The organism is Castellaniella sp. (assembly GCF_034675905.1).
Classification (GTDB): Bacteria; Pseudomonadota; Gammaproteobacteria; order Burkholderiales; family Burkholderiaceae_B; genus Castellaniella.
On the sequence record NZ_JAUCCV010000004.1, the window covers coordinates 38672 to 62392 of the forward strand.

Below are 23721 nucleotides of genomic sequence, written 5' to 3' on the forward strand. Positions count from 1 at the left end.
GCGGGGCGCGTCTGCCTCGCTAACCTGGGCTGATCGCCCCTCCAAGGCCGCTTCCCGGCCCTGGGTCAGTATACTGCCGGATCATGGCTGTCGATCATTACGAAAACTTCCCCGTCGCCTCGATTCTGCTGCCGGCGCCTCTGCGCCCGGCGGTGCGCAACCTGTACGCCTTTGCACGAGGAGCCGACGATCTGGCCGACGAAGGCGATGCCGAACCGGCGACCCGACAGGCTGCCCTGGAATCCTGGCGATCCGCCATCCAGGACCTGGGGGCGCACCGCACCGTCCGCACGCCGCTGTCCGCTCCGGATCGAACCCTGTTCGAGCAACTGGGCCAGACCATCGCTGATCACCAGCTGCCGATCCAGCCCTTTCTGGATCTGCTGTCCGCCTTTTTGCAGGACCTGAGCGTTTCCTGCTATGACAACGAACCTGCCCTGATGGACTACTGCAGCCGGTCCGCCAACCCGGTGGGCCGCTTGATGCTGCATCTGTTCGGCGCCACATCAGCGCAGGACATGGATCAATCGGACGCCATCTGCACCGGCCTGCAGCGCGTGAATTTCTGCCAGGACGTGGCATTGGACCAAGCCAAGGGTCGCTGCTACATCCCGCTGGACTGCCTGGCCCGCCACGAAGTCACCCTGCCGGCCCTGGCCGACCTGTGCCGATCCCGTCCGCGCCAGGCGCCGGCAGCCTGGCAAGCCGTGCTGCGGGAACAGATTATGCAGGCCCGCCGCCTGCTGCTGAACGGCAGCCCCCTGGCCTGGCGCCTGCCCGGGCGCATCGGCTGGGAACTGCGCCTGGTCATCCATGGCGGTCTGCGCATCCTGGAAATGCTGGAAGCCGGCGGCTACAACCCTTATGCCGACCGGCCCATCCTGACTCGGCGTGACGGTCTCCTGCTATGCTGGCGCGCATTCTGCCGGCCTCGTCCCCAACCGGCCACCGCCCTGCCCCACCACCATGAGCCCTGACGAATATTGCCAACACAAGGCCGCCCAAAGCGGGTCGAGCTTTTATTACTCATTCCTGTTCCTGCCCCCCGAACGACGGCGGGCGATTACGGCGCTGTATGCCTTCTGCCGCGAGGTCGACGACATCGTCGACGAGATCAGCGAGGCTTCCGTCGCCCGCATGAAACTGGCCTGGTGGCGCGGCCAGGTGGAACAGATGTTCGGCGGCACGCCGGATCACCCGGTGGCCATCGCCTTGCAGCGCCACCTGGAACCCTGCCGCCTGCGCCCCGATCCGTTCTACGCCATCATCGAGGGCATGGAAATGGACCTGGACCAATTCCGCTACGCCGACTGGGAAGCCCTGCGCCAGTATTGCTGGCGTGCGGCCGGCGTCGTGGGTGATCTATCGGCCAGCATCTTCGGCTACACCGATCCGCGCACCCTGGCATACGCCGAGACCCTGGGCCTGGCTTTTCAAATGACGAACATCATCCGCGACGTGGGCGACGATGCCCGCCGGGGCCGCATCTATCTGCCAGCCGACGAGATGGCGCAACACGGCGTCACCGTGGACGACATCCTGGATGGCCGCCACACCGAAGGTTTTACCGCCCTGATGCAACAACAGACCCAGCGCGCCCGCAGCCTGTACCGGGACGCCATGCGCCTGCTGCCCGAGGCCGATCGCCGCGCGCAGCGGCCAGGCCTGATGATGACGGCGATCTACCATACGCTGCTGGACGAAATCGAGCGCGACGGCTGGCACGTGCTGAATCAGCGCATCGCCCTGACGCCGATCCGCAAATTCTGGCTGGCCTGGAAAGTCTGGGTCAGCGGCGGCCAGGGTTTGGTGCGCCGTCTGGCGGCATGAGCGTCGCCATCGTCGGCGCGGGTTGGGCCGGCCTGACTGCTGCCGTGCAATTGCACCGGGCCGGGGTTCCGGTCCAGGTCTTCGAAGCGGCGGCACAGGTCGGCGGCAGAGCCCGCCCGGTAACGCATCCGACGCTGGGCATGCAGACGGACAACGGCCAGCACATCCTGCTGGGCGCCTACCGCGACACCCTGGCGCTGATGCACTCCCTGGGAGTGGACCCGCACGACGCCTGCCATATCCAGCCGCTGAACCTGCAATCCGCCGACGGACAGCTGCGCCTGGGATTCTGGCCGCTGCCCGCACCCGCCCACCGCCTGGGGGCGCTGATCGGCAGCCGGGGGCTGGCAGGCTGGCGCGGTCGACACCACCTGTGGCGCGTGCTCCGCACCCTGGACCCCGAGCGCCTCGATACCCGGCTGACGGCAGCGGATTGGCTGCAACAACTGGGATGCCCGCCGGCTCTGCTGGATCGCCTGTGGACGCCGCTGTGCCTGGCGGCCACCAACACGCCGCTGGCACGCACCGAGGCCCGGCTGTTCGTCCGCGTCCTGAGAGACAGCCTGGGCGCAGGCGCCACCGCCAGCCGCATGCTGATCCCCCGCCAGCAGCTGCACGATCTATGGCCGCGACAGGCCTGTCAGTTGCTGGGCAGCCGCCTGAAACGGCAGCGGGTGCAAGCGATCACCCCTGCCCCGGACGGCGGCTGGCAGGTGGATGGCGGTCATTACGATCAGTTGATCCTGGCTGCGCCCGCGCACGAAACACGGCGCCTGATCAGCCCCCTGCCGCACGCTGAACCTTATCTGTCGGACTGGCCCGCACTGGATCACGCCGCCATCGGTACGGTCAGCTTGCGCCTGGAGCGCCCCTGGGAATCGGGGCAGGCCATGGTCTTGCTATGGGATGATCCCGCCCGACACGCCTGGGGGCAATGGCTGTTTGACCGCAGCGCCACAGCCCTGTCCGCCGAGGATCGCTGCCTGGTCCACATTGTCATCGGCGCAGCCGACCGCTACGCCGGTCAGGACACCGCACAGATCATCGCCGGCACGGTGGCGCAGATCGGCGCCCAGGCCCGCCGCCCCCTGCCCCCCATCGTGGCCCAGGCCCTGATCACCGAGAAACGGGCGACCTTCGATGTGACGCCGGGGCTGCGCCGCCCCGACACCCGGACCCCCTGGCCTGGCCTGCTGCTGGCTGGCGACTGGACCGACACCGGCTACCCGGCGGTGTTGGAAGGCGCCGTGCGCAGCGGGCTGGCCGCAGCAAGATCAGTGACAGCCGCTGTGAAGTGTCGCTGAGAAACCGCTACAGCGCGTGCTGACGCACGTAATCGGCCACCTGCTGCACATCGCAGTCCATGATCTCGACCCGCTGGGGGCGCTGCTGCAAATCCTGCAGACTGGCGGGCGCCTCTGGCGCCTGACCCGTCGCTTCCTGGATCGTCTCGGCGAATTTCGCCGGCAAGGCGGTTTCCAGCACCAGCATGGGGACGCCGGGCTCCAGATAGGCCTGAGCAACATGCACGCCATCAGCCGTATGCGGATCGATCAGCACCCCCGCCTCTTGGCGGATGGCACGGATCGTCGCCAGGCGGTCGGCGTGCGAACTGGCCCCCGCCACAAAACCGTAACGTTCGGTGAACCGGGATTTCAGATCGGACAGATCGAACTGCCCGGTCTGGCGCAGTTCGTCCATCAAAGCCCGCACCCGGGCGGCATCCTGCCCCACGAGATCGAATACGAAACGCTCGAAATTCGAGGCCCGCGAAATATCCATCGACGGACTGGACGTGGCATAGGTCTGACTGGCCGGACGCGGGCGATAGACGCCGGTGTGAAAGAATTCTTCCAGGACGTTGTTTTCATTGGTGGCCAGCACCAGCCGGCGGATGGGCAGCCCCATCTGCCGCGCCAGATGGCCGGCCAGGATATTACCGAAGTTGCCTGAAGGCACGGCAAACGATACCGGCTGCCCCGGCCCTTGCGTCGCCCGCAGCCAGCCCCAGACGTAGTACACGATCTGCGCGGCGATCCGCGCCCAGTTGATGGAATTCACCGCCCCCAGGCGGTAGGCGCTCTTGAAATCCAGATCGCCCGCCAAGGCCTTGACAATGTCCTGGCACTCGTCAAACACGCCGTGCACGGCGATGTTATGGATATTGGCATCCTGCAGCGAATACATCTGCGCCCGCTGAAAGACGCTCATGCGCCCATGGGGCGACAGCATGAACACGGCTACCCCGCGCTTGCCGCGCAAGGCGTATTCCGCCGCCGATCCTGTGTCACCCGAGGTCGCCCCCAGGATGTTCAGGGTCTGACCGCGCTGCGCCAGCACGTATTCGAACACCTGCCCCAGGAACTGCATGGCCATGTCCTTGAAGGCCAGCGTGGGGCCTTCGGACAGCCCCAGCAACGACAGGCCGGGGCGCAAGGGCTTGATCGGCGCAATCTGCGCAAAGACGTCCGGCGCATATGCCGCCTGCGTCATGCGCAGCAGATCCGGCGCCGGAATATCGTCGATGAACAGGCCCAGGACCTGCGCCGCCAATTCGGCATAGGACAGGCCGCGCCAGGATTCCAGCGTGGCCGCGTCCAGCTGCGGCAAGGTTTCCGGCAGCGCCAAGCCTCCGTCCGGCGCCAGGCCTTCCAGCAAAATGTCACAAAAGGGCAAAGGGGCCATGCCGCCCCGGGTGGATCGGTATTTCAAGTCAGATTCTCCACGCGCAGTCGCGTCACGTCTGAACGGACAAAAGGCTGGGCCTGCATGAGTCGCAAGGCATCGTCCACGTCGCCTTCGCGGGCCTCGTGGGTCAGGAAGATGATCTCGGCCTGATGTTCGCCGTGCGGCTGCTGGAACATCGAACCCACGGAAATGCCGGCTCCCGACAGGATGCGCGCCAGATCGGCCAGCACGCCCGGACGGTCATCGACTCGCAACCGCAGATAGAAACTGGAGCGCACCTCGACCATGGGCAGGATCGGAATATCCACGACGGATTCCGGCTGAAAGGCCAGATGCGGCACCCGGTGTTCCGGATCAGCCATCTGCAAGCGGGCCACGTCCACCAGATCGGCCACCACGGCCGAAGCCGTCGGCAGAGACCCGGCGCCCTGCCCGTAATACATCGACAGGCCGACCACATCGCCGCGCACCAGCACGGCATTCATGGCGCCTTCGACATTGGCCAGCAGGCAATCGGCCGGCACCAGCGTCGGATGCACGCGCAATTCAATGCCTTCCGGGCGGCGGCGGGTGATGCCCAGCAATTTGATGCGGTAGCCCAGGCGCTCGGCATGCACGATGTCTTCGGAGGCCAGGCTGGAAATGCCTTCCGTCACCGCCTTGTCGAACTGCACCGGAATGCCGAAGGCCAGCGACGCCAGCAGCGTCAGCTTATGCGCCGCATCCACGCCCTCGATGTCGAAGGTCGGGTCGGCTTCCGCATAGCCCAGGCGCTGGGCCTCGGCCAGGACCTCGCCGAACGGCAGGCCGCGCTGCCGCATTTCCGACAGGATGAAATTGGTCGTGCCATTGATGATGCCCGCCACCCACTGGATGCGGTTGGCGGTCAGGCCTTCGCGAATCGCCTTGATGATGGGAATCCCCCCGGCCACGGCAGCCTCGAACGCCACCATCACCCCCTGGGCCTGGGCAGCGGCGAATATCTCGTTGCCATGCATGGCCAGCAGCGCCTTGTTGGCCGTGACGACGTGCTTGCCATGACGGATCGCCGCCAGCATGCAGTCTCGCGCCAAGGTGTCGCCGCCCATCAATTCAACGATGATGTCGATGTCCGGGTCCTGCGCCAGCGCCATGCCATCGGTCATGACCCTGACATCGGGCCCGACCAGTGCGCGGGCCTTGGCCACGTCGCGCACAGCCACGGCAGCCACTTCGATGTGGCGGCCCGCGCGGCGGGCGATTTCACCGCCGTTCTGGGCCAGCACCGTCCAGACGCCGCTGCCGACGACGCCCAAGCCCAACAAACCGATACGGATAGGTTTCATTTCAGCAGCCCGTCCTTACGGAACATGTCCTTGATGCCGCGCACCGCCTGACGGGTGCGCTGTTCGTTCTCGATCAATGCAAAGCGCACGTACTCGTCCCCATAATCGCCGAAACCGATGCCGGGCGACACGGCGACCTTGGCCTCGGCCAACAGGCGCTTGGAAAATTCCAGCGAGCCCTGCGCCCGGTAAGGTTCCGGGATATGCGCCCAGATATACATGGATGCCTTGGGCACATCCACCAGCCAACCGGCCTCGTGCAAGCCGCGGGCCAGCACGTCGCGGCGGCGGCGGTACTGCTCGACGACTTCCGCCACGCAGTCCTGCGGGCCTTCCAAAGCGGCAATGGCCGCCACCTGGATCGGCGTGAACGTACCGTAATCGTGATAGCTCTTGATGCGCGCCAGCGCATGGACCAGTTCGCGGTTGCCGACCATGAAGCCGATGCGCCAGCCCGCCATGTTGTAGCTTTTACTCATGGTGAAAAATTCCACCGCCACATCCCGCGCACCCGGCACCTGCATGATGGACGGCGCCACGTAGCCGTCGAACGTGATGTCGGCATAGGCCAGGTCATGCACGACCAGAATATTGTGTTCCCGCGCCAGCGCCACGATGCGCTCGAAGAAGGACAACTCGACGCACTGCGCCGTCGGGTTGCTGGGAAAACCCAGAATCATCATCTTGGGCTTGGGGATGGCCTCGCGCACGGCGCGTTCGATTTCCTCGAAGAAATCCAGGCCCGGCGTCATGGGCACCGAGCGGATATTGGCGCCGGCGATGACCGCCCCATAGATGTGAATGGGATAGCTGGGATTGGGCACCAGGACGGTGTCGCCCCGGTCCAGGGTCGCCAGCATCAGATGCGCCAGACCCTCTTTCGAGCCGATGGTCACGATGGCTTCGCTATCCGGGTCGAAATCCACCCCGTAGCGGCGCTGATACCAGCTGGTGATCGCCCTGCGCAGACGGGGAATGCCTTTGGACACCGAATAGCCATGGGTGTCTTCACGCTCGGCGACTTCGACCAGCTTGTCGACGATATGCTTGGGGGTCGGGCCGTCGGGATTGCCCATGGACATGTCGATGATGTCCTCGCCGCGCCGCCGGGCGGCCATCTTCAGTTCCCCAGTGATGTTGAACACATAGGGGGGCAGGCGCTCGATGCGCGGGAAGGTCGTCATGGTGGTCCTCGGACTGGGCAGGAAAGGAATCGACAGCAGTTAATTGCAGTGCAGCAAACTCAGTAATCTAGCGCATGCGCCTGTGACTCGCAAATCCGGCGTGCAACATCCCGCCCCCGCAGACTCCAGTCTTGCCGGCACTGCGCTATCATCACAAGAACTCTGGAGCGCTCCGTGTTACTGCAAAAAGACTACAACCCTGCTCTCAATACCGTCACGGCCTATGGGGAACACCACCTGGATATCAACCGGGTCCGTTTCGAAACTGCCGTGTGCGTCGGGCCGGAAGGCCCGGTGCGCCAGCTGGAACTGCAGACCGCCGCCGATATCGATGCAGCCTTTCTGAAGGCCCTGATCGGTCTGGATGCAGCACGCCAGGATCCCCTGGCCTTTCTGGACGACGCCCCGCCCGCTCTGCCCAAAGACGCGCCCGAAGTGCTGCTGATCGGCACCGGGTCGCGGCAGGTATTTCTTGCCCCCGACATCATCCGCCCCTTGCTGCAGCTGGGCATCGGCGTCGAGACCATGACCACCCAGGCCGCTGCCCGGACCTACAACATCCTCATGTCCGAGGAACGACGCGTCCTGGCCCTGTTACTACCCGGAGACCCCCACGCATGACATCCGTCGCCATCGGCCAAGCCCTGCCCGCCATCCAAGCCGACTCCACGCAGGGACCCTTTGACTCTGCCGCCCTGCTGGGCAAGCCGTTCGTCCTCTATTTCTACCCCAAGGACAACACCCCCGGCTGCACCGTCGAATCTCAGGACTTCCGCGACCTGCACGGACAGTTCCAGGCCATCGGCTGCCAGATCTACGGCATTTCCCGCGACTCGCTGAAATCCCACGAAAATTTCACGGAAAAACAGAGCCTGTCTTTTCCGCTCATTTCGGATCCGGACGAAGCCTTGTGCAGCCTGTTCGGCGTCATGAAGCTCAAGAACATGTACGGCAAACAAGTGCGCGGCATCGACCGCAGCACCTTTCTGGTCGACCGGCACGGCGTACTGGCCCAGGAATGGCGCGGCGTGCGCGTCCCCGGCCATGCCGAAGAAGTCCTGCTTGCCGCTAAAAACCTGACTGCCTAAGCCCCCCAGGAGCCTTCATGCCCCTTCCCAAACCGCCGGTTCAGCTCGGCGACACCGTGGAATCCACCCCTGCCGCCACTCGGCAGACGCCGCCCCGCGAACCAGCAGCCGCACCGATTGCCGCAGCCACCCAGCCCAAACCCAAGCGCCCGCTGGCGGCCATCCTGTCCAAAGTCGCCACGCCGGCGCCCAAGGCTGCACCCGTCGCCCCGAAGTCCGTCACCACCGCTCCAAAGCCTGCGCCTGCCGCCACGAAAGCAGCACCCGTCGCCAAGGCAGCGCCAGCCCCGGCCAGCCCAGCGCCTGCTTCACGCAGCCGCGACACGGCGCCCGCGGATGCCGTCGCCGCCGACGTGCAAACCAGTACGGCGAAACCCGCCAAGGCAGCCACGCCTGCCCGATCCCGGGCAAAACGCCTGCCGACGGCTCAACGCAAGCTGTTCGTGCTGGACACCAACGTGCTGCTGCATGATCCGACCTCGCTGTTTCGCTTTGCTGAACACGATGTGTTTCTGCCCATGATCGTGCTCGAAGAGCTGGATCACCAGAAAAAGGGCATGTCCGAAGTCGCCCGCAACGCGCGTCAGGTCAGTCGCTACCTGGACGAACTGATCGCCACGGCTGATCTCGACAAGGGCGTCCCCCTGGATGCACTCGGCAACACGGATGCCCTGGGATCGCTCTACTTTCAGACCCGCGCCACCGAGGCCCGTCTGCCGGTCGACATGCCCATGGGCAAGGCCGACAACGTCATCCTCAGCATCGTCCACGGCCTGCGACAGGAATCGCCCAAGCGCGAGATCGCCCTGGTGTCCAAGGACATCAATATGCGCCTGAAGGCGCGCGCCCTGGGGCTGCCCGCCGAAGACTATCTGAATGACCACGTCCTGGATGATTCGGACCTGCTGTATGACGGCATCATGCCGCTGCCGGAAAATTTCTGGGTCAAGCACGGCAAGAACATCGAATCCTGGCAGCAGAACGGCCTGACCTGGTACCGCGTGCGCGGGCCGCTGTGCGGCCAGTTCAGCGTCAACGAATTCGTCTATTACGACGGCGACATGCCGCTGTCGGCCCAGGTGCGCGAAGTCACCGGCAAGAGCGCCGTCCTGGCCACCTTGCGCGACTTCAGCCACAACAAGAACAGCGTCTGGGGGATCACGGCGCGCAACCGCGAACAGAATTTCGCCCTGAACCTGCTGATGAACCCGGATATCGATTTCGTCTCGCTGCTCGGCCAGGCAGGCACCGGCAAGACGCTGCTGACGCTGGCCAGCGCCCTGGCCCAGACCTTCGAGACCAAACGCTACACCGAAATCATCATCACCCGGGCCACGGTCCCGGTGGGCGACGACATCGGTTTTCTGCCCGGTACGGAAGAAGAAAAAATGCTGCCCTGGATGGGCGCCCTGGAAGACAATCTGGAAGTCCTGCATCAGGGATCCGGCGGGGCGGCCATCAGCACCAGCGGCAACGGCGGCAGCCAGGACTGGACCAAGACCCCGGCCATGGATCTGATTCGTTCGCGCATCAAGGTCAAATCCCTGAATTTCATGCGCGGGCGCACCTTCCTGAACAAGTTCCTGATCATCGACGAGGCGCAGAACCTGACGCCCAAACAGATGAAGACCCTGATCACGCGGGCAGGCCCAGGCACCAAGATCGTCTGCATGGGCAATATCGCGCAGATCGACACGCCCTACCTGACCGAAGGCAGCTCTGGCTTGACCTATGTGGTGGACCGCTTCAAGGGCTGGCCGCACGCCGGACACATCACCCTGCAGCGCGGCGAACGGTCCCGCCTGGCCGACTATGCCAGCGATGCCCTCTAAGACGGCCCGCAGTCCCCTGCCCCTGGCCTTCACGCTGGGGGATGCTGCGGGGATCGGCCCGGAGCTGATCGTGCGTCTGTTTGCCGAGGGCCTGCCTCATCCGGCCGTGGTCTATGGCGATGCCGGGACGCTGGCCCGCACCTGTCAGAATTTGGGCTTAAGCGACCGCCTGCAGATCCGCACGCTGGATCATCCCGGCGCCGGCACGACGGGCGGCATCATCGGCGTGCTGAATCGCTGGCAGGCGCTGCCGGCGGATCTGCCCTTGGGCCGCCCTGACCCCCGCGCCGGGCGCGGCGCCTATGAATACCTGTGCCACGCCATCGACGACGCCCAAGCCGGGTATCTGCGCGCCCTGGTGACGGCGCCCCTGCACAAGGGCGCCATGCATGCCGGCGGCATCGATTTTCCCGGCCACACGGAAATCCTGGCCGAGCGCACCGGCACCGCCGACTACGCGATGATGCTGGCCAACGAAGAACTGCGTGTGCTGCTGGTGACGATCCATATCGCGCTGGCGGACGTACCCGCCGCGATCAATCAGGCAGCTGAAACCCGCGCCATCCAGCTGGCGCAGCTGGCCTGCCGCCAGTCCGGCATCGCCCGCCCCCGCATCGCCGTGGCGGGACTCAACCCCCATGCCGGCGAAGGCGGCGTCTTCGGCAACGAAGAAGCCCGCCACATCATGCCCGCCATCGAACAGGCCCGTGCCCAGGGGCTGGATGTCTCCGGCCCTTGGCCGGGGGATACGATTTTCATGCGGGCGCGGCAGGGCGAATTCGACATCGTCGTCGCCCAATACCATGACCAGGGACTGATTCCCGTGAAATACCTGGGCCTGGACGAAGGCGTCAATGTGACGGTAGGCTTGCCTTTCGTGCGCACCAGCGTGGACCATGGCACCGCCTTCGACATCGCCGGCCAGGGGTTGGCCGACCCCGCATCCTTGCGCGCCGCCATGCGCATGGCGCTGCGGATGACAGCAAGCGATTAAAAGCCCGACGCTGCCGAAAAATTCAGGAACCGCGTGCTGGCGCCCTGGAAAGTCAGGCGCACCGTCCCGATAGGGCCATTACGCTGTTTGCCGATGATGATCTCCGCCGTCCCCTTGTCCGGCGAATCAGGGTTGTAGACCTCGTCCCGATAGATGAAGATGATGACGTCGGCGTCCTGCTCGATAGCGCCCGACTCGCGCAGATCGCTCATGACCGGGCGCTTGTTGGGGCGTTGTTCCAGACTGCGGTTCAGCTGCGACAGGGCCACCAGCGGGCAATTCAGTTCCTTGGCCAGGCTTTTCAGGGATCGGCTGATCTCGGAAATTTCCGTGGCGCGGTTTTCCCCGCCGCTGCCCGACATCAGCTGGATATAGTCGATGATGATCATGCCCAGCTGACCGCATTGGCGCGACAGGCGCCGCGCGCGCGCGCGGACCTCCATCGAGGTCAGCGCGGGGGTTTCGTCGATGTAGATCTGCGCCTGTTCGACCTTTTGCACCGCATGCGTCAAGCGCGGCCAGTCATCCTGATTCAGCTTGCCGGTGCGCATGCGATGTTGATCCAGCATGCCCACCGAACCGATCATGCGCATGGCCAACTGCACAGCGCCCATTTCCATGGAGAACACGGCGACCGGCAAACCTTGCTCGATCGCGACGTGTTCGCCGATATTCATGGAAAACGAGGTTTTCCCCATGGATGGACGGCCCGCCACGATGACCAGATCACCAGGCTGTAGCCCCGAAGTCATGCGGTCCAGATCATCGAAACCCGTCGGCACCCCGGTGACATCGGAATCCCCTTCGCGGTGATACAGCTCGTCGATGCGTTCGACCACCTGCGCCAGCAGCGGGCGGATTTCCTGGAAGCCGGCCATGCCCCTCGCCCCTTCCTGGGCGATCTGGAACACGCGGGACTCAGCCTCGTCGAGGATCTGGCGGGCTTCCTTGCCCTGGGGATTGAAAGCGGCGGACGAGATCTCGTCGGCGATGGACACCAGCTTGCGCAGCATGGAGCGTTCGCGCACGATCTCGGCGTAGCGACGGATATTGGCCGCCGACGGCGTGTTGTGCGCCAGCGCATTCAGATACGGCAGGCCGCCGGTATCGTCGGCCTTGCCGGCAGTCGTCAGGGACTCATGCACCGTGATCACGTCCGCCGGGCGAGCCAGCCCGACCAATCGGGTGATGTGCTGCCAGATCAGGCGGTGATCAAAGCGGTAGAAATCGTCTTCGGTCAGGACGTCGGCGACGCGATCAAACGCGGCATTGTCCAGCAGCAGCCCGCCCAGCACCGATTGTTCCGCCTCGATGGAATGCGGCGGCACCCGCAGATAGTCCAGTTGAGTATCAGTGTCGATTTCCACCGTGGGTCCCTAAACCTGTTGCAATGAAAAAGGCCGGCATAGCGCCGGCCTTTTGAAGCTGCCTGCCATTCCTACTGAGAGGAATGTAGCACGGCGGCCTGTGCGTGATTACGCCATTTCGCCCTGAACGGTCAGGGTGATGTCGGCCACCACGTCGGCGTGCAGCGCGACCTGCAGCGGGAACTCACCCACGGCCTTGATCGCACCGTCGGGCATGCGGACCTGACCCTTGTGCACGTCGGGGAAACCGGCGCTTTGCAGAGCGGCTGCCACGTCCATATTGGTGACGGAACCGAACAGACGGCCATCGACACCGGCTTTTTGGCTGATGACGAAAGCGAAACCGTGCAGTTTTTCGGACATGGCCTGGGCGGCAGCCAGCTTTTCAGCTTGCAGCTTTTCCAGTTCGGCGCGACGGGCCTCGAATTCCTTCAGGGCGGCGTCGGTTGCACGGCGGGCGATTTTCTGGGGAATCAGGTAGTTGCGGGCGTAACCATCGCGCACACGCACCACATCGCCCAGGTTCCCGAGATTGATGACTTTTTCAAGCAGAATGACTTGCATGACGGGGACCTCGGTTTAGTTGTGGTTGTCGGTGTACGGCAACAGGGCCAGGAAACGGGCGCGCTTGATGGCGCTATCCAGCTGGCGCTGATAGTGCGCCTTGGTGCCGGTCAGGCGAGCCGGGATGATCTTGCCGTTTTCCTGGATGAAATCACGCAGAGTGTCCAGGTCCTTGTAGTCGATTTCCTCGACCTTGGCGACCGTGAAGCGGCAGAATTTACGACGCTTGAACAGCGGATTTTGTTGTCCGAATTTGCGTTTTTCTTTTGTCTTTTTGAAGTAAGCCATGATATTAGCCTTTGTCTGGTTCCGGGACGCGCCCGGAGGGTTCATTCAATGTGCCTGCACAAGCTGCTGGATATGCAACACCAGCCGATCCGATCCTTGTCGTTGCGGCGCCAGGAATCCGATGATCCGTACCTGGCTGCCTACAGAGGCCTTGGCCAGGTTCAGAGCGACGTCTCCCAGAGCCACCGCCTTGAGTTCCATGGAAATCTGGCGGGGAAGGCCGGCTTCGAGGACCTGAGATTCATGAGCCATCTGCAACTGCAACACAGGCAGACCTGCCGGTGTGTGGCGCAAAGGCGGAATCTCGATCAATGTCGCAGCCAGCTCGACTCGGTTCACAGATCGCGCGAGTGCCGGATCAGGAGTTCGACGTCTCGGCGCTGGAAGCCTTACGGGCTTCTTCGCGTTCGACCGATTTCATCATGATCGACGGCTCGGTGTGAGCATGCTTGGTCTTGATGAACAGGTGACGCAGGATGGCGTCGTTGTAGCGGAACGAGTGTTCCAGTTCGTCCAGGGCGGTCTGACCGCACTCGATGTTAAAGCACACGTAGTGGGCCTTGACGAGTTTCTGGATCGGGTAGGCCAGTTGGCGACGGCCCCAGTCTTCGACACGGTGGATCTGACCGCCGTTGGTCGTGACCATGGTCTGGTAGCGCTCGATCATGGCGGGCACTTGCTCGCTTTGATCGGGATGCACAATAAACACTACTTCGTAGTGACGCATGAATGACTCCTTGTGGATATCTGCGATGTTGACAGACAGCCCGCCGACACTGGCAACCCGCCCGACTGCAGGGCGCGCAACCAGGAACGGTCGAGCAAGTAACCCGGCATTCTAGCACATAGTTTAGGCGCTGCGCACCACCGCGTAGGCAGAATGATTATGGATCGACTCGAAATTTTCGGCCTCGACCTCGTACGAGAGAACCCCTGGCAGGCGCTGCAGCATGACCGCCACGTCGCGGACCAGGTCCTCGACGAATTTCGGATTTTCGTAGGCGCGTTCCGTGACGAATTTTTCGTCGGCGCGTTTCAACAGCCCCCATAGTTCGGAGGATGCCTGGGCCTCGATGCGCGGGATCAGATCGTCCAGCGCTGGCGCCTGATCCGCCCCGCAGGCCAGGCGCACCGTGACGTGCGAGCGCTGATTATGGGCGCCATATTCGGAAATGGCCTTGGAACAAGGGCACAGGCTGGTCACCGGCACCTGCACCTGCAAGGCAAAGGACGGCGCCTGGTCTCGGCGGGCCTGAGCCGTCCAGCGCACCTGATAATCCATCAAGCTGCGCACCCCGGACACCGGCGCGGCCTTGTCGATGAAATAGGGGAAACTGGCCGTCACATCGCCCGCATCCGCCTGCAGCTGATCCAGCATGGACCGGGTCATGGCGCACAGCAAGGCAGGCGTCATCGGCTGGCTGCGATGCGATTCCAGCAAGGCGATGAAACGCGACATGTGGGTGCCCTTTTCCTCGGGCGGCAGCGCGACCGTCATTTCCCAGTCCGCGATGGTGGCCTGCGGCGCAGCGGCGGTCGCCACCAGCAGAGGGTGGCGCACACCGCGCACACCCACCCGCTGAATGGCGATATGCCGGGTATCCGTGCTGCTTTGCACATCCGGCATGGCAACGGCCACCGGATCCAGCAGGGTGTTCATGAGTGATTCCTTTCCAAACGCTGGCGTATCGACGCCTCGATCCCTTGGGCATCCAGGCCGAGCCCGGCGAGGATGACCTTCTGGTCCCCATGATCAATGAATTCGTCCGGCAGCCCCAGCTGCAGAACCGGGCGCTCGATCGCCTCCCGATTGAAGTATTCCACGACGGCGCTGCCGGCGCCGCCCATGATGGCGGCCTCTTCCACCGTCACGAACAGCGTGTGCGTCGTCGCCAGCTGCGATAGCAGGGCCTCGTCCAGCGGCTTGACGAAACGCATGTCCACCAGCGTAGCATCCAGCGCCTGAGCGGCCTGAGCGGCTTGGGCCAGCAAGGTGCCAAACACCAGCACAGCGACCTGCCGCCCCTGGCGGCGCACGACGGCACGACCGATATCCACCGGCTCCAGGCTATCGCCAGGCTCGGCCCCGCACCCCGCCCCGCGCGGATAACGCACCGACGCAGGCCCGGGATGGTGATAGCAGGCATTGAGCAGCAGCCGGGCCTCGTGTTCGTCCGACGGCGTCGCCACGACCAGATTCGGAATGCAGCGCAGGTACGCGATGTCGTAATTGCCGGCATGGGTGGCGCCGTCCGCGCCGACGATACCGGCCCGGTCCAGAGCAAAGGTCACATCCAGATTCTGCAAAGCCACGTCATGAATCAACTGGTCGTAGCCGCGCTGCAGAAAGGTCGAATAAATGGCCACGACGGGCTTGCAGCCTTCGCAGGCCAGACCCGCGGCAAACGTGACGGCATGCTGTTCCGCAATGCCGACGTCGAAATAGCGTTGCGGAAACTGCCGCTCGAATTCCACCATCCCGCTGCCTTCGCGCATGGCGGGCGTGATGCCGACCAAACGGGCGTCGGCTTGCGCCATATCGCACAGCCAGCGGCCAAACACCTGGGTGAAGGTCCGGCGGGCCGGTTGAGCCGGTTTCTGTATCCCGACGGAAGGATCGAATTTGCCCGGCCCGTGGTACAGCACGGGATCAGCCTCGGCCAGCTTGTAGCCCTGCCCTTTACGCGTCACGACATGCAGGAACTGCAGCCCCTTGAGCGCCCGGATATTTTCCAGCATCGGGACCAGGGCTTCCAGATCGTGGCCGTCGATGGGCCCCATGTAATTGAAGCCCAGTTCCTCGAACAGGGTCGCCGGCGAGAGCATGCCTTTGGCGTGACCTTCGAGCTTGCGCGCCAGCGCCAGCGCCGGCGGCACGTGCTGCAGCATCGCTCGCCCCATCATCTTGGCGCGGGCATAGAATTGCCCCGACAGCAGGCGGGCGAAATAATAATTCAGGGCGCCGACCGGCGGTGAGATCGACATGTCGTTGTCGTTCAGCACCACCAGCAGATTGACGTCAGGCGTGACCCCCGCGTTATTCAAGGCCTCGAAAGCCATGCCCGCCGTCATGGCGCCATCGCCGATCACGGCAATGTGCTGACGGTCGATACCCTGGTTGCGGGCGGCCACCGCCATGCCCAGCGCAGCCGAAATCGAGGTGGACGAATGCGCGGTGCCAAACGCGTCATAGGGGGATTCGCTGCGCTTGGGAAAACCGGAAATCCCGTTCATCTGCCGCAAACCGGGCATGGCCTGGCGTCTGCCGGTCAGAATCTTGTGCGCATAGGACTGGTGACCCACGTCCCAGATCAGGCGATCATCGGGCGTATTGAACACATAGTGCAGGGCCAGCGTCAGTTCGACCGTCCCCAGGTTCGAGGACAGGTGTCCGCCCGTGCGGGCGACCGAATCCAGGACGAACGCCCGCAGCTCAGTCGCCAGGTCTTTCAATTCCCGGCGGTCCAGGCGGCGCAGGTCGTCCGGCGAGGCGATGCCTTCCAATAGAGTTGTCATCATGTCTTCTTCATGTCGGCTCGGCGCGCATGTCATCAGTGCGTCCGGCCAATGATGTAATCGGCAAGTTCGCGCAACCGGCAGGCCGACGGCCCCAGCGGCAACAGGGCCTGGCGGGCCTGCTCATGCAGATCCAGCAGCAATGCCCGGGAGGCATCCAGCCCCAGGATGGATACATAGGTAGGCTTGCCCTGCGCGGCGTCCTTGCCTGCGGTCTTGCCCAGCGTCGCGGAATCCGCCGTCACATCCAGAATATCATCTACCACCTGAAATGCCAGCCCCATGGCGGCCGCGTAGGACTCCAGGCCGGTACGCACCGTGGAACTAGCCCCGGCCACCACGCCGCCCAGCAGGACGCTGGCTTCCAGCAGGGCGCCTGTTTTCATGCGATGCATGCGCTGCAGGGATTCGATCGACAAGGCATGGCCGACGCTGGCGCAATCGATCGCCTGCCCGCCCACCATGCCGTCTCCTCCGGCCGCCCGGGCCAGCAGCTGCACCGCCTGGACGATCAGCGCCGGCGCAATCGGCATCTGCGCCAGGCAATCAAAGGCCAGCGGCTGCAGCGCATCGCCCGCCAGCATGGCCAGGGCCTCGTCGTCGAACTGCCGATGGACAGTCGGCCGGCCGCGGCGCATATCGTCGTCATCCATGCACGGCAAATCGTCATGAATCAGGGAATACGCATGAATCAATTCGACCGCGGCGGCAGCGCCGTCCAGCGCCAGATTCTGGGCGGGCAAGGCCACGCCCTGCGTGCAGCTGGCCTCGCCCGCTGCCAACACCAGCGCCGCCCGGATACGCTTGCCTGGACCCAGCACGGCATAGCGCATGGCCTCGTGCAGTCGCGCAGGACCATCGTCTTCCAGGGGCGGCAGCAATTCATCGAGTACCGCGCCGACATGCGACACGGTATCCCGCAGCCACGGATCAAAGCCAGCTGAAACCGCCGTCATGACGCATCCTGCCCCTGAGCTCCCTCGAAGGGTTCCAGCAGCTGCCCCTGCAATACCTGCACCTGCTGCTCGGCGGCATCCAGCCGCTGCTGGCAGACGCGCGCCAGCGCCACACCGCGCTGGTACAGCGCGATGGATTCTTCCAGGCCCAGATTGCCGTCATTCATGCGGGCGGCCAGCGACTCGAGCTCGACCAGCGCCGACTCGAAATCGGCGGGCAATGCCTCGACAGCCTGCGAATCATCGGGGCGCGGCGCAGTTTTTTCCTTGACCATGGGGTTTCATCATTGAAGTCCAGACTGGATTGTACGAGAACCCTGGGGCTGGGTGAAAATGCCTGCGGACGCCCTCTGGAGAAGCCTCAAAAAGCATGCAGACAGGGCTGGGGTACAATTTTTGCCCCTGGCCCGTCTTCGACGGGTGTTTTTCTTCGCACCGGCATCGCCAGCCGGCTTCTTTCTCTGCGGGGGAATCATGAGCCACCCAAGCATCCCTGCCGGCGCGGATCTATCCAGCCAGCTGCCTGTCCACCACTATTTTGACCCAGCAATCCTGGCACAGGAGCGCGAGCGGATTTTCGCCCGTAGCGCCCGCTATGTCGGCCACGAACAGATGGTGCCCGAATCCGGCGATTGGCGCACCCTGACCCACGAAGGCGGCGGACGCGTGCTGCTGCGTGACCGCCACGACATCCGCCTGCTGTCCAATGTCTGCCGCCATCGCCAAGCCCTGATGCTGGGCAGCCAGGACGGCAAGGACGCCTCCTGCGCCGCCGGCAATCTGTGCCAAACGGGAGGCCGCATCCTGTGCCCGGTGCATCACTGGAGCTACGATCCCCAGGGCAAGCTGCTGGATGCGCCGCTGTTTCCAGAACAACCCGATCTCCGGCTGACGGATTTCCCCCTGCACCGCTACCATGGCCTGCTATTCGAAGGAAACCGCGATCCCAGCCGGGATCTGGACGATCTGTTCGACCGCCCTGCATTCGACTTCAGCGGCTATCAGCTGGACCATATCGAAACCCATACCTGCCGCTACAACTGGAAGACCTTCATCGAGGTCTACCTGGAGGACTACCACGTCGGCCCCTTCCATCCCGGACTGGGGCAGTTCGTGACCTGCGACGATCTGAGCTGGGAATTCGGCGAATGCCACAGCATGCAGACGGTCGGCGTGCACCAGGCCCTGACGCAGCCCGGCACGGACATCTACCGCCAGTGGCACGACCGCCTGCTGCACTACCGATCCGGTTCGGCGCCGGACTTCGGCGCTATCTGGGTGACGTATTTCCCCACCCATATGATCGAGCTCTACCCCCATGTGCTGGTGCTATCCACCCTGCACCCGGTCAGCCCCCAGGAAACGGTCAACGTCATCGAGTTCTACTATCCCGAGGAAATCGTCGCCTTCGAGCGCGAATTCATCGAAGCGCAACGGGCTGCCTACATGGAAACCGCGGTGGAAGACGACGAGATCGCCGAACGCATGGATGCCGGGCGGCGCGCCCTGTTGAGCCGGGGCGTCAGCGAATGCGGCCCCTACCAGAGCCCCCTGGAAGACGGCATGGCGCATTTCCATGCCTGGTACCGGCGTTTGATGAACCAACCGGACGACCGGCGGGCGTAATGCCCGCCTGATGGCTCAGCGGCCGCGCGCTACCGGACGGTCCGGGTCGCTGCACCATTCGCTCCAGGATCCCGGATACAGGGCAGAACCCCGTAAACCGGCCAATTCCATTGCAAAGACATTGTGGCAGGCCGTGATACCCGAGCCGCACTGGTGCACGATGCCATGATCCAGCCGGTCACCCAGCAGGGATTCGAATTCCTGGCGCAAACGCGCTGGAGACTTGAATCGTCCGTCGGATTCCACATTCTGCACGAAGGGCCGATTCACGGCGCCGGGAATATGGCCGCCCACCGGATCAATGGGCTCGACCTCGCCGCTGAAACGCTCGGGCGCCCGGGCATCCAGCACTGTGAAGCGCGGTTCATCCAGATTCGCCAAGACCGCCCGAGCATCCACCGAGGGCATGGACGGCTGCCCCGTCAGCACCAGGCCCTGCAGGGCCTGGGCTTCGCTGACCGACGCAACCCGCGCACCAGTTTCCACTGCACCGCCTGTGGCCTGCCAGGCCGCCCAGCCGCCATCCAGCACGGCCACCGATTCGTGCCCCAGCCAGCGCAGCATCCACCAGAGATGAGCGGCGAACATGCTGTTGCCGGCGTCATAGACCACAACATCCGAGCGCGCCGTCAGCCCCTGAGCGCGCAACAAGGCAGCGAAATCCGCCCGGTCCGGCAAGGGATGACGGCCATTGCGTCCGGACCGCAGCGCGCACAACTGGGTTTCATGATCCAGATACAGGGCTCCCGGGATATGGCCGGCCTCGTAGGCGCGTCGACCGGCCTGATGATCCGAGAGCTCATGGCGCACGTCGAACACCAGGCAGCCCGGGCGGCTCAAGCGCTCTTGCAATGCCTCGGCCTGAATCAATAGGTCGGTCATGATGGGTTTACCTCCTTGGTCTGCGAAACCTCTGCTGGCGAATGCCCACGATCATGCAGGGTGCGGGATTCCATATGCGTGCGCCACACCGACAGCAAGCCGGAGCCGATAATCAGCGCCATGCCGGCCCAGGCCAGCGGCGCCGGCCGGTCGCCCCAGAACAGAACGCCGATCAGCGCGGCAAAGATGATGGTGGTGTACTGCAAGGCGGCCGTCAACAGGGTAGACCCCAGACCGAAGGCGCGCGTCATGGTCAGCTGCCCGACCAGGCCCGCCAGGCCCAAGCCCATCAGGGTCAACAGCGTCAGAGGGTCGCTCGTGCGCCAGCCCTGCACACCGACGCCGACCAGACCGCTTGCGCACACGCCGATTGAAAAGAGCAGCACCGTGCGCCATTCGGGTTCGCCGATCCGGCCCAGCTGGCGGATCTGCATCATAGCCACGGCAGCCAACCCGCCGCCGCCCAGCCCCATCAGGGCTGCCAGCCACTGGTCGCGTTCGACACTGGGCCGCAGCACGCCCAGCACCCCCAAAAACCCGGCCAGCACCGCCAGGATACGGATCGGATCACGCTGAGCGCCGCCAAAAAACAGCAGCCAGCCGGCAATGAACAGCGGCGCGGTGTAGTTCAGGCTGACGGCGGTGGCCAGGGCCAGGTGCGACAAGGCGAAAAACCCCAGCCACATCGACACGATGCCGCTGATGTTGCGCCAGATGTGCGGGCGCCAGCGCGTGGGGCTCAGGGTTCGGCGGGTGGAACGGGCCCAGAAGAACAGCAGCAGCACAGAAGGAATGCCGCGAAACAGCACGATTTCGGGCAGCGTGGCGCCCAGATCGGCTGCAACCTTGACGAAGGCCCCCATCATGGCGAACATCGCACAGGCCAGCAACATCCATAAGGACTGCATGTTTGTCACCACAACAGGATACAGTTCTCAAAGCCGATACTATACACTTTGAGCACATCAAAACCCGACTCGCGGAGCCGTCTTTCACATGAAGCGCATTATCCTGTTCCTTGCAACCAATATGGCGGTGATGCTGGTGCTCAGCATCACCATGAACCTGCTGGGCGTTGGCCGCTACCTGACGGCCAACGGCATCAACCCCGCCCAGTTGCTGGTCTTTGCCGCCGTGATCGGCTTTGGCGGTTCCATCATTTCGCTGCTGATGAGCAAATGGATGGCCAAGACCAGTACGGGCGCCCAGATCATCGACCCGCAAGCCCCGCGCAACCCGCGTGAAGCCTGGCTGGTCGACACCGTGCATCAACTGGCCGACCGCGCCGGCATCGGCCGCCCCGAAGTCGCCATCTACGAGGGCGCCCCCAACGCCTTTGCCACCGGCGCCTTTCGCAATGATTCCCTGGTGGCGGTCTCGACCGGCCTGCTGTCATCCATGACCGAAGAAGAAGTCACCGCCGTCCTGGGACACGAGATCGCGCACATCGCCAACGGCGACATGGTCACGCTGACCCTGATCCAGGGCGTGGTCAACACCTTCGTGATTTTTCTCTCGCGCCTGGTGGGCTATTTCATCGACCGCGCCATCCTGAAAAACGAGCGCGGGGTGGGCATGGGCTACTACGCCAGCGTCTTTGTCTGTGAAATCCTGTTCGGCGTCATCGCCTCGATCATCGTCGCCTGGTTTTCCCGCCAGCGCGAATATCGGGCCGATGCGGGCTCCGCCCATCTGCTGGGCGCCCGCGAACCCATGATCCGGGCGCTGGCGCGGCTGGGCGGGGTCGAGGCCGGCGAGCTGCCTAAATCCTTCCAGGCAGCCGGTATCGCCGGCGGCGGGCTGGGCGCCCTCTTCGCCTCGCACCCGCCCATCGAGCAGCGCATCGAAGCCCTGCGCCGCCAGCAGGCTTAAGCATCCGGCCCGCCCATGAGAGAACTCCAGGTCATCGTCGCCTTCAGCGGTTTCATCGCCCTGCTGCTATGGGGTGTGCACATGGTGCAGACCGGCGTACAGCGGGCCTTCGGCAAGAACCTGGGATTGTGGATGGGCCGTGCCATGGGGTCTTTGCCCCGCGCATTCGGCACCGGCCTGCTCGTCACCGCCGCTATCCAAAGCAGCACCGCCACCGGCCTGATGATCGCCGGCTTTGCGATGGATGGCCTGGTCTCTCTGGTGCCCGGCCTGGCCGCCATGCTGGGGGCCAACGTCGGCACGACCCTGATCGTGCAGGCGCTGTCCTTCAATCCGACGATGCTGGCGCCCGGCCTGATCCTGATCGGCGTCTGGATGTTCCGCCACTATGCCCCTGGCCGCACTCGGGATCTGGGACGGGCGTTCATCGGCCTGGGCCTGCTGCTGCTGTCTCTGGACGAACTGGTCTCCATGTTCGAACCGCTGAACAGCGCGCCCATGCTGGGCACGGCGCTCGAGGCCCTGGGCGAGGCGCCTTTGCTGGCGTTGCTGGCCAGCACCGCACTGACCTGGGCTTCCCATTCCAGCGTAGCGGTCGTGGTGCTGATCATGTCGCTGGCGCACCATGGCTTAGCCGATCCCACGCTGGCCTACACCCTGGTGCTGGGCGCCAATCTGGGTACTGCCATCAACCCGGTGCTGGAAGGCGGTCATGATGATAACCCGGCGTCTCGCCGGCTGCCCGCGGGCAATCTGGGCACCCGGATCATCGGCTGCCTGCTGGGCATGGCGCTGCTGCCCTGGGCGCCCGACATCATGCAGGCGCTGGGCCAGGACTCGGCCCACGGCGTGGCCAATTTCCACCTGATCTTCAACCTGATCGTGGCCGCCTGCTTCATGCCGCTGCTGCGGCCCTACGCCCGCCTGCTTCAGCGGCTGTTGCCGCAACGCAGCAACCCGGACGACCCCGCCCGTCCTCGCTACCTGGACGAATCCGCCCGCGAAGTGCCCGCCGTAGCGCTGGGTCAGGCCGCACGGGAAGCCCTGCGCCTGACGGACCTGCTGCGCGAATCCTTGCAGCTGACGCAACGCGCCCTGCTGCAAGACGACGGCCAGGCCATTGGCCGCGCCCGTTATCTGAACAGCGTCATCGGCGAATTGGACCAATCCGTCACCACCTACCTGGCAACGCTGGACCAAGAAAGCCTCAGCCCTGACGACGAACAGTATCTGAAAGCCATCCTGAGCTTCTCCATGAACATGGCCCATGCGGCCAGCGTCTCGGGCATGGGGCTGCTGGGCCATGCCAGCCGTCTGCACAAAAAGCACTGGGCGCTGGACAGCGAACAGCAGGCTGAACTGAGCAGCACGCTGGATCGCCTGCTGCGCAACCTGCGTCAGGCGGCATCCCTGTTCGTGTCCGGCGACCGCCAGGTGGCGCGCAATCTGGCATTCGAAAAAGAGTATTTTCGCAACCTGGAGACCAAGGCCGCCGACCGCCACCTGGAGCGCATCAAGACCGGCCGGATCGACGTCGCCGATGTCGGCGCCTTCTATCTGGAAGTCCTGCGCGACACGGGAGGCGTCAACGCCTATCTGGTCAACGCCGCCGCCTACCCGGTCCTGGCGCGCTACGGCGAACTGCTGCCCAACCGGCTGCGCGAGACCGACTGAACACCGCCGGCATCCGCCCGCCGTGCAGCGCAGGC

At 64.4% G+C, this 23721-nt stretch carries 24 protein-coding genes; 10 read left to right on the forward strand and 14 right to left on the reverse strand.

Going from position 1 to position 23721, the window contains the following annotated elements; all coding sequences use genetic code 11:
- The first annotated feature begins 83 nt into the window (after nt 1–83).
- The 3 genes from hpnC to hpnE are packed head-to-tail and all read left to right on the forward strand — an operon-like array spanning nt 84 to nt 3134.
- On the forward strand, nt 84–977 hold the full coding sequence (gene hpnC, locus VDP79_RS05085; protein ID WP_323017144.1) for a squalene synthase HpnC: 894 nt from the start codon (nt 84–86) through the stop codon (nt 975–977).
- Nucleotides 967–1830, forward strand: a complete 864-nt coding sequence (gene hpnD, locus VDP79_RS05090) for a presqualene diphosphate synthase HpnD (RefSeq protein WP_323017145.1) — start codon at nt 967–969, stop codon at nt 1828–1830. The genes hpnC and hpnD overlap by 11 nt, the downstream gene beginning before the upstream one ends.
- Nucleotides 1827–3134, forward strand: a complete 1308-nt coding sequence (gene hpnE, locus VDP79_RS05095) for a hydroxysqualene dehydroxylase HpnE (protein WP_323017146.1) — start codon at nt 1827–1829, stop codon at nt 3132–3134. Before hpnD ends, hpnE begins: the two co-directional genes overlap by 4 nt.
- A gap of 7 nt (nt 3135–3141) precedes the next feature.
- Here the strand turns inward: hpnE and thrC are convergent, their stop codons facing one another.
- The 3 genes from thrC to alaC are packed head-to-tail and all read right to left on the reverse strand — an operon-like array spanning nt 3142 to nt 7027.
- Nucleotides 3142–4542: a threonine synthase gene (gene thrC / locus VDP79_RS05100; protein ID WP_323017147.1), complete on the reverse strand. Its 1401-nt coding sequence runs from the start codon at nt 4540–4542 to the stop codon at nt 3142–3144.
- Entirely contained in the window at nt 4539–5843 is a 1305-nt protein-coding gene (locus VDP79_RS05105; RefSeq protein WP_323017148.1) for a homoserine dehydrogenase, read from the reverse strand. The genes thrC and VDP79_RS05105 overlap by 4 nt, the downstream gene beginning before the upstream one ends.
- Complete coding sequence (gene alaC, locus VDP79_RS05110; protein WP_323017149.1) at nt 5840–7027, reverse strand: alanine transaminase; 1188 nt, start codon at nt 7025–7027, stop codon at nt 5840–5842. Before alaC ends, VDP79_RS05105 begins: the two co-directional genes overlap by 4 nt.
- A 174-nt stretch (nt 7028–7201) precedes the next feature.
- Here alaC and VDP79_RS05115 point away from each other — a divergent pair, with 174 nt between their 5' ends.
- The 4 genes from VDP79_RS05115 to pdxA are packed head-to-tail and all read left to right on the forward strand — an operon-like array spanning nt 7202 to nt 10941.
- Nucleotides 7202–7648 carry an Mth938-like domain-containing protein gene (locus tag VDP79_RS05115; protein WP_323017150.1) on the forward strand — a complete coding sequence of 149 codons (447 nt, stop codon included), beginning with the start codon at nt 7202–7204 and terminating at the stop codon, nt 7646–7648.
- Nucleotides 7645–8115, forward strand: coding sequence for a peroxiredoxin (locus VDP79_RS05120; protein ID WP_323017151.1), 471 nt, complete (start codon nt 7645–7647; stop codon nt 8113–8115). Before VDP79_RS05115 ends, VDP79_RS05120 begins: the two co-directional genes overlap by 4 nt.
- A 17-nt stretch (nt 8116–8132) precedes the next feature.
- A complete protein-coding gene (locus tag VDP79_RS05125; protein WP_323017152.1) occupies nt 8133–9947 on the forward strand; it encodes a PhoH family protein in 1815 nt (604 codons plus the stop codon).
- On the forward strand, nt 9937–10941 hold the full coding sequence (gene pdxA, locus VDP79_RS05130; protein WP_323017153.1) for a 4-hydroxythreonine-4-phosphate dehydrogenase PdxA: 1005 nt from the start codon (nt 9937–9939) through the stop codon (nt 10939–10941). The genes VDP79_RS05125 and pdxA overlap by 11 nt, the downstream gene beginning before the upstream one ends.
- Here pdxA and VDP79_RS05135 read toward each other — a convergent pair.
- From VDP79_RS05135 to VDP79_RS05175, 9 genes are all read right to left on the reverse strand, one after another.
- Complete coding sequence (locus tag VDP79_RS05135; RefSeq protein WP_323017154.1) at nt 10938–12308, reverse strand: replicative DNA helicase; 1371 nt, start codon at nt 12306–12308, stop codon at nt 10938–10940. The two genes, pdxA and VDP79_RS05135, sit on opposite strands and share 4 nt — an antisense overlap.
- Before the next feature lie 108 nt (nt 12309–12416).
- Nucleotides 12417–12872 (reverse strand): 50S ribosomal protein L9, encoded by a 456-nt coding sequence (gene rplI, locus VDP79_RS05140; protein ID WP_323017155.1) that lies wholly within the window; start codon nt 12870–12872, stop codon nt 12417–12419.
- A 15-nt stretch (nt 12873–12887) separates the two neighbouring features.
- Nucleotides 12888–13160, reverse strand: a complete 273-nt coding sequence (gene rpsR / locus VDP79_RS05145; protein WP_323017156.1) for a 30S ribosomal protein S18 — start codon at nt 13158–13160, stop codon at nt 12888–12890.
- A 45-nt stretch (nt 13161–13205) separates the two neighbouring features.
- On the reverse strand, nt 13206–13499 hold the full coding sequence (priB, locus tag VDP79_RS05150) for a primosomal replication protein N (RefSeq protein WP_323017157.1): 294 nt from the start codon (nt 13497–13499) through the stop codon (nt 13206–13208).
- Nucleotides 13500–13518: 19 nt separating this feature from the next.
- A complete protein-coding gene (gene rpsF / locus VDP79_RS05155) occupies nt 13519–13887 on the reverse strand; it encodes a 30S ribosomal protein S6 (RefSeq protein WP_323017158.1) in 369 nt (122 codons plus the stop codon).
- A gap of 123 nt (nt 13888–14010) precedes the next feature.
- Nucleotides 14011–14820, reverse strand: coding sequence for a GTP cyclohydrolase FolE2 (folE2, locus tag VDP79_RS05160; protein ID WP_323017159.1), 810 nt, complete (start codon nt 14818–14820; stop codon nt 14011–14013).
- Nucleotides 14817–16679, reverse strand: a complete 1863-nt coding sequence (gene dxs / locus VDP79_RS05165) for a 1-deoxy-D-xylulose-5-phosphate synthase (RefSeq protein ID WP_323017160.1) — start codon at nt 16677–16679, stop codon at nt 14817–14819. The genes folE2 and dxs overlap by 4 nt, the downstream gene beginning before the upstream one ends.
- A gap of 32 nt (nt 16680–16711) precedes the next feature.
- A complete protein-coding gene (locus VDP79_RS05170; protein WP_323017161.1) occupies nt 16712–17632 on the reverse strand; it encodes a farnesyl diphosphate synthase in 921 nt (306 codons plus the stop codon).
- On the reverse strand, nt 17629–17907 hold the full coding sequence (locus VDP79_RS05175) for an exodeoxyribonuclease VII small subunit (protein ID WP_323017162.1): 279 nt from the start codon (nt 17905–17907) through the stop codon (nt 17629–17631). Before VDP79_RS05175 ends, VDP79_RS05170 begins: the two co-directional genes overlap by 4 nt.
- Before the next feature lie 199 nt (nt 17908–18106).
- On the opposite strand from VDP79_RS05175, the gene VDP79_RS05180 reads away from it, so the two are divergent.
- Entirely contained in the window at nt 18107–19258 is a 1152-nt protein-coding gene (locus tag VDP79_RS05180; protein WP_323017163.1) for an aromatic ring-hydroxylating dioxygenase subunit alpha, read from the forward strand.
- A 15-nt stretch (nt 19259–19273) separates the two neighbouring features.
- Here the strand turns inward: VDP79_RS05180 and VDP79_RS05185 are convergent, their stop codons facing one another.
- Nucleotides 19274–20140, reverse strand: coding sequence for a sulfurtransferase (locus VDP79_RS05185; protein WP_323017164.1), 867 nt, complete (start codon nt 20138–20140; stop codon nt 19274–19276).
- The gene (locus tag VDP79_RS05190) at nt 20137–21048 is read right to left on the reverse strand and encodes a DMT family transporter (RefSeq protein WP_323017165.1); all 912 of its coding nucleotides are present in this window, start codon (nt 21046–21048) and stop codon (nt 20137–20139) included. The genes VDP79_RS05185 and VDP79_RS05190 overlap by 4 nt, the downstream gene beginning before the upstream one ends.
- An 88-nt stretch (nt 21049–21136) precedes the next feature.
- Here VDP79_RS05190 and htpX point away from each other — a divergent pair, with 88 nt between their 5' ends.
- Both htpX and VDP79_RS05200 read left to right on the forward strand, forming a co-directional pair.
- A complete protein-coding gene (gene htpX, locus VDP79_RS05195) occupies nt 21137–22012 on the forward strand; it encodes a protease HtpX (protein WP_323017166.1) in 876 nt (291 codons plus the stop codon).
- Nucleotides 22013–22027: 15 nt separating this feature from the next.
- Nucleotides 22028–23686: a Na/Pi cotransporter family protein gene (locus tag VDP79_RS05200; protein ID WP_323017167.1), complete on the forward strand. Its 1659-nt coding sequence runs from the start codon at nt 22028–22030 to the stop codon at nt 23684–23686.
- Nucleotides 23687–23721 lie beyond the last annotated feature (35 nt).

What these genes read in the sequence shown, in the direction of transcription:
- hpnC (WP_323017144.1), top strand. Translation starts at nt 84, where the DNA reads ATGGCTGTCGATCATTACGAAAACTTCCCCGTCGCCTCGATTCTGCTG.
- hpnD (WP_323017145.1), top strand. Translation starts at nt 967, where the DNA reads ATGAGCCCTGACGAATATTGCCAACACAAGGCCGCCCAAAGCGGGTCG.
- hpnE (WP_323017146.1), top strand. Translation starts at nt 1,827, where the DNA reads ATGAGCGTCGCCATCGTCGGCGCGGGTTGGGCCGGCCTGACTGCTGCC.
- VDP79_RS05105 (WP_323017148.1), bottom strand. Translation starts at nt 5,843, where the DNA reads ATGAAACCTATCCGTATCGGTTTGTTGGGCTTGGGCGTCGTCGGCAGC.
- alaC (WP_323017149.1), bottom strand. Translation starts at nt 7,027, where the DNA reads ATGACGACCTTCCCGCGCATCGAGCGCCTGCCCCCCTATGTGTTCAAC.
- VDP79_RS05120 (WP_323017151.1), top strand. Translation starts at nt 7,645, where the DNA reads ATGACATCCGTCGCCATCGGCCAAGCCCTGCCCGCCATCCAAGCCGAC.
- VDP79_RS05125 (WP_323017152.1), top strand. Translation starts at nt 8,133, where the DNA reads ATGCCCCTTCCCAAACCGCCGGTTCAGCTCGGCGACACCGTGGAATCC.
- pdxA (WP_323017153.1), top strand. Translation starts at nt 9,937, where the DNA reads ATGCCCTCTAAGACGGCCCGCAGTCCCCTGCCCCTGGCCTTCACGCTG.
- rplI (WP_323017155.1), bottom strand. Translation starts at nt 12,872, where the DNA reads ATGCAAGTCATTCTGCTTGAAAAAGTCATCAATCTCGGGAACCTGGGC.
- rpsR (WP_323017156.1), bottom strand. Translation starts at nt 13,160, where the DNA reads ATGGCTTACTTCAAAAAGACAAAAGAAAAACGCAAATTCGGACAACAA.
- rpsF (WP_323017158.1), bottom strand. Translation starts at nt 13,887, where the DNA reads ATGCGTCACTACGAAGTAGTGTTTATTGTGCATCCCGATCAAAGCGAG.
- folE2 (WP_323017159.1), bottom strand. Translation starts at nt 14,820, where the DNA reads ATGAACACCCTGCTGGATCCGGTGGCCGTTGCCATGCCGGATGTGCAA.
- dxs (WP_323017160.1), bottom strand. Translation starts at nt 16,679, where the DNA reads ATGATGACAACTCTATTGGAAGGCATCGCCTCGCCGGACGACCTGCGC.
- VDP79_RS05170 (WP_323017161.1), bottom strand. Translation starts at nt 17,632, where the DNA reads ATGACGGCGGTTTCAGCTGGCTTTGATCCGTGGCTGCGGGATACCGTG.
- VDP79_RS05175 (WP_323017162.1), bottom strand. Translation starts at nt 17,907, where the DNA reads ATGGTCAAGGAAAAAACTGCGCCGCGCCCCGATGATTCGCAGGCTGTC.
- VDP79_RS05180 (WP_323017163.1), top strand. Translation starts at nt 18,107, where the DNA reads ATGAGCCACCCAAGCATCCCTGCCGGCGCGGATCTATCCAGCCAGCTG.
- VDP79_RS05185 (WP_323017164.1), bottom strand. Translation starts at nt 20,140, where the DNA reads ATGACCGACCTATTGATTCAGGCCGAGGCATTGCAAGAGCGCTTGAGC.
- VDP79_RS05190 (WP_323017165.1), bottom strand. Translation starts at nt 21,048, where the DNA reads ATGCAGTCCTTATGGATGTTGCTGGCCTGTGCGATGTTCGCCATGATG.
- htpX (WP_323017166.1), top strand. Translation starts at nt 21,137, where the DNA reads ATGAAGCGCATTATCCTGTTCCTTGCAACCAATATGGCGGTGATGCTG.
- VDP79_RS05200 (WP_323017167.1), top strand. Translation starts at nt 22,028, where the DNA reads ATGAGAGAACTCCAGGTCATCGTCGCCTTCAGCGGTTTCATCGCCCTG.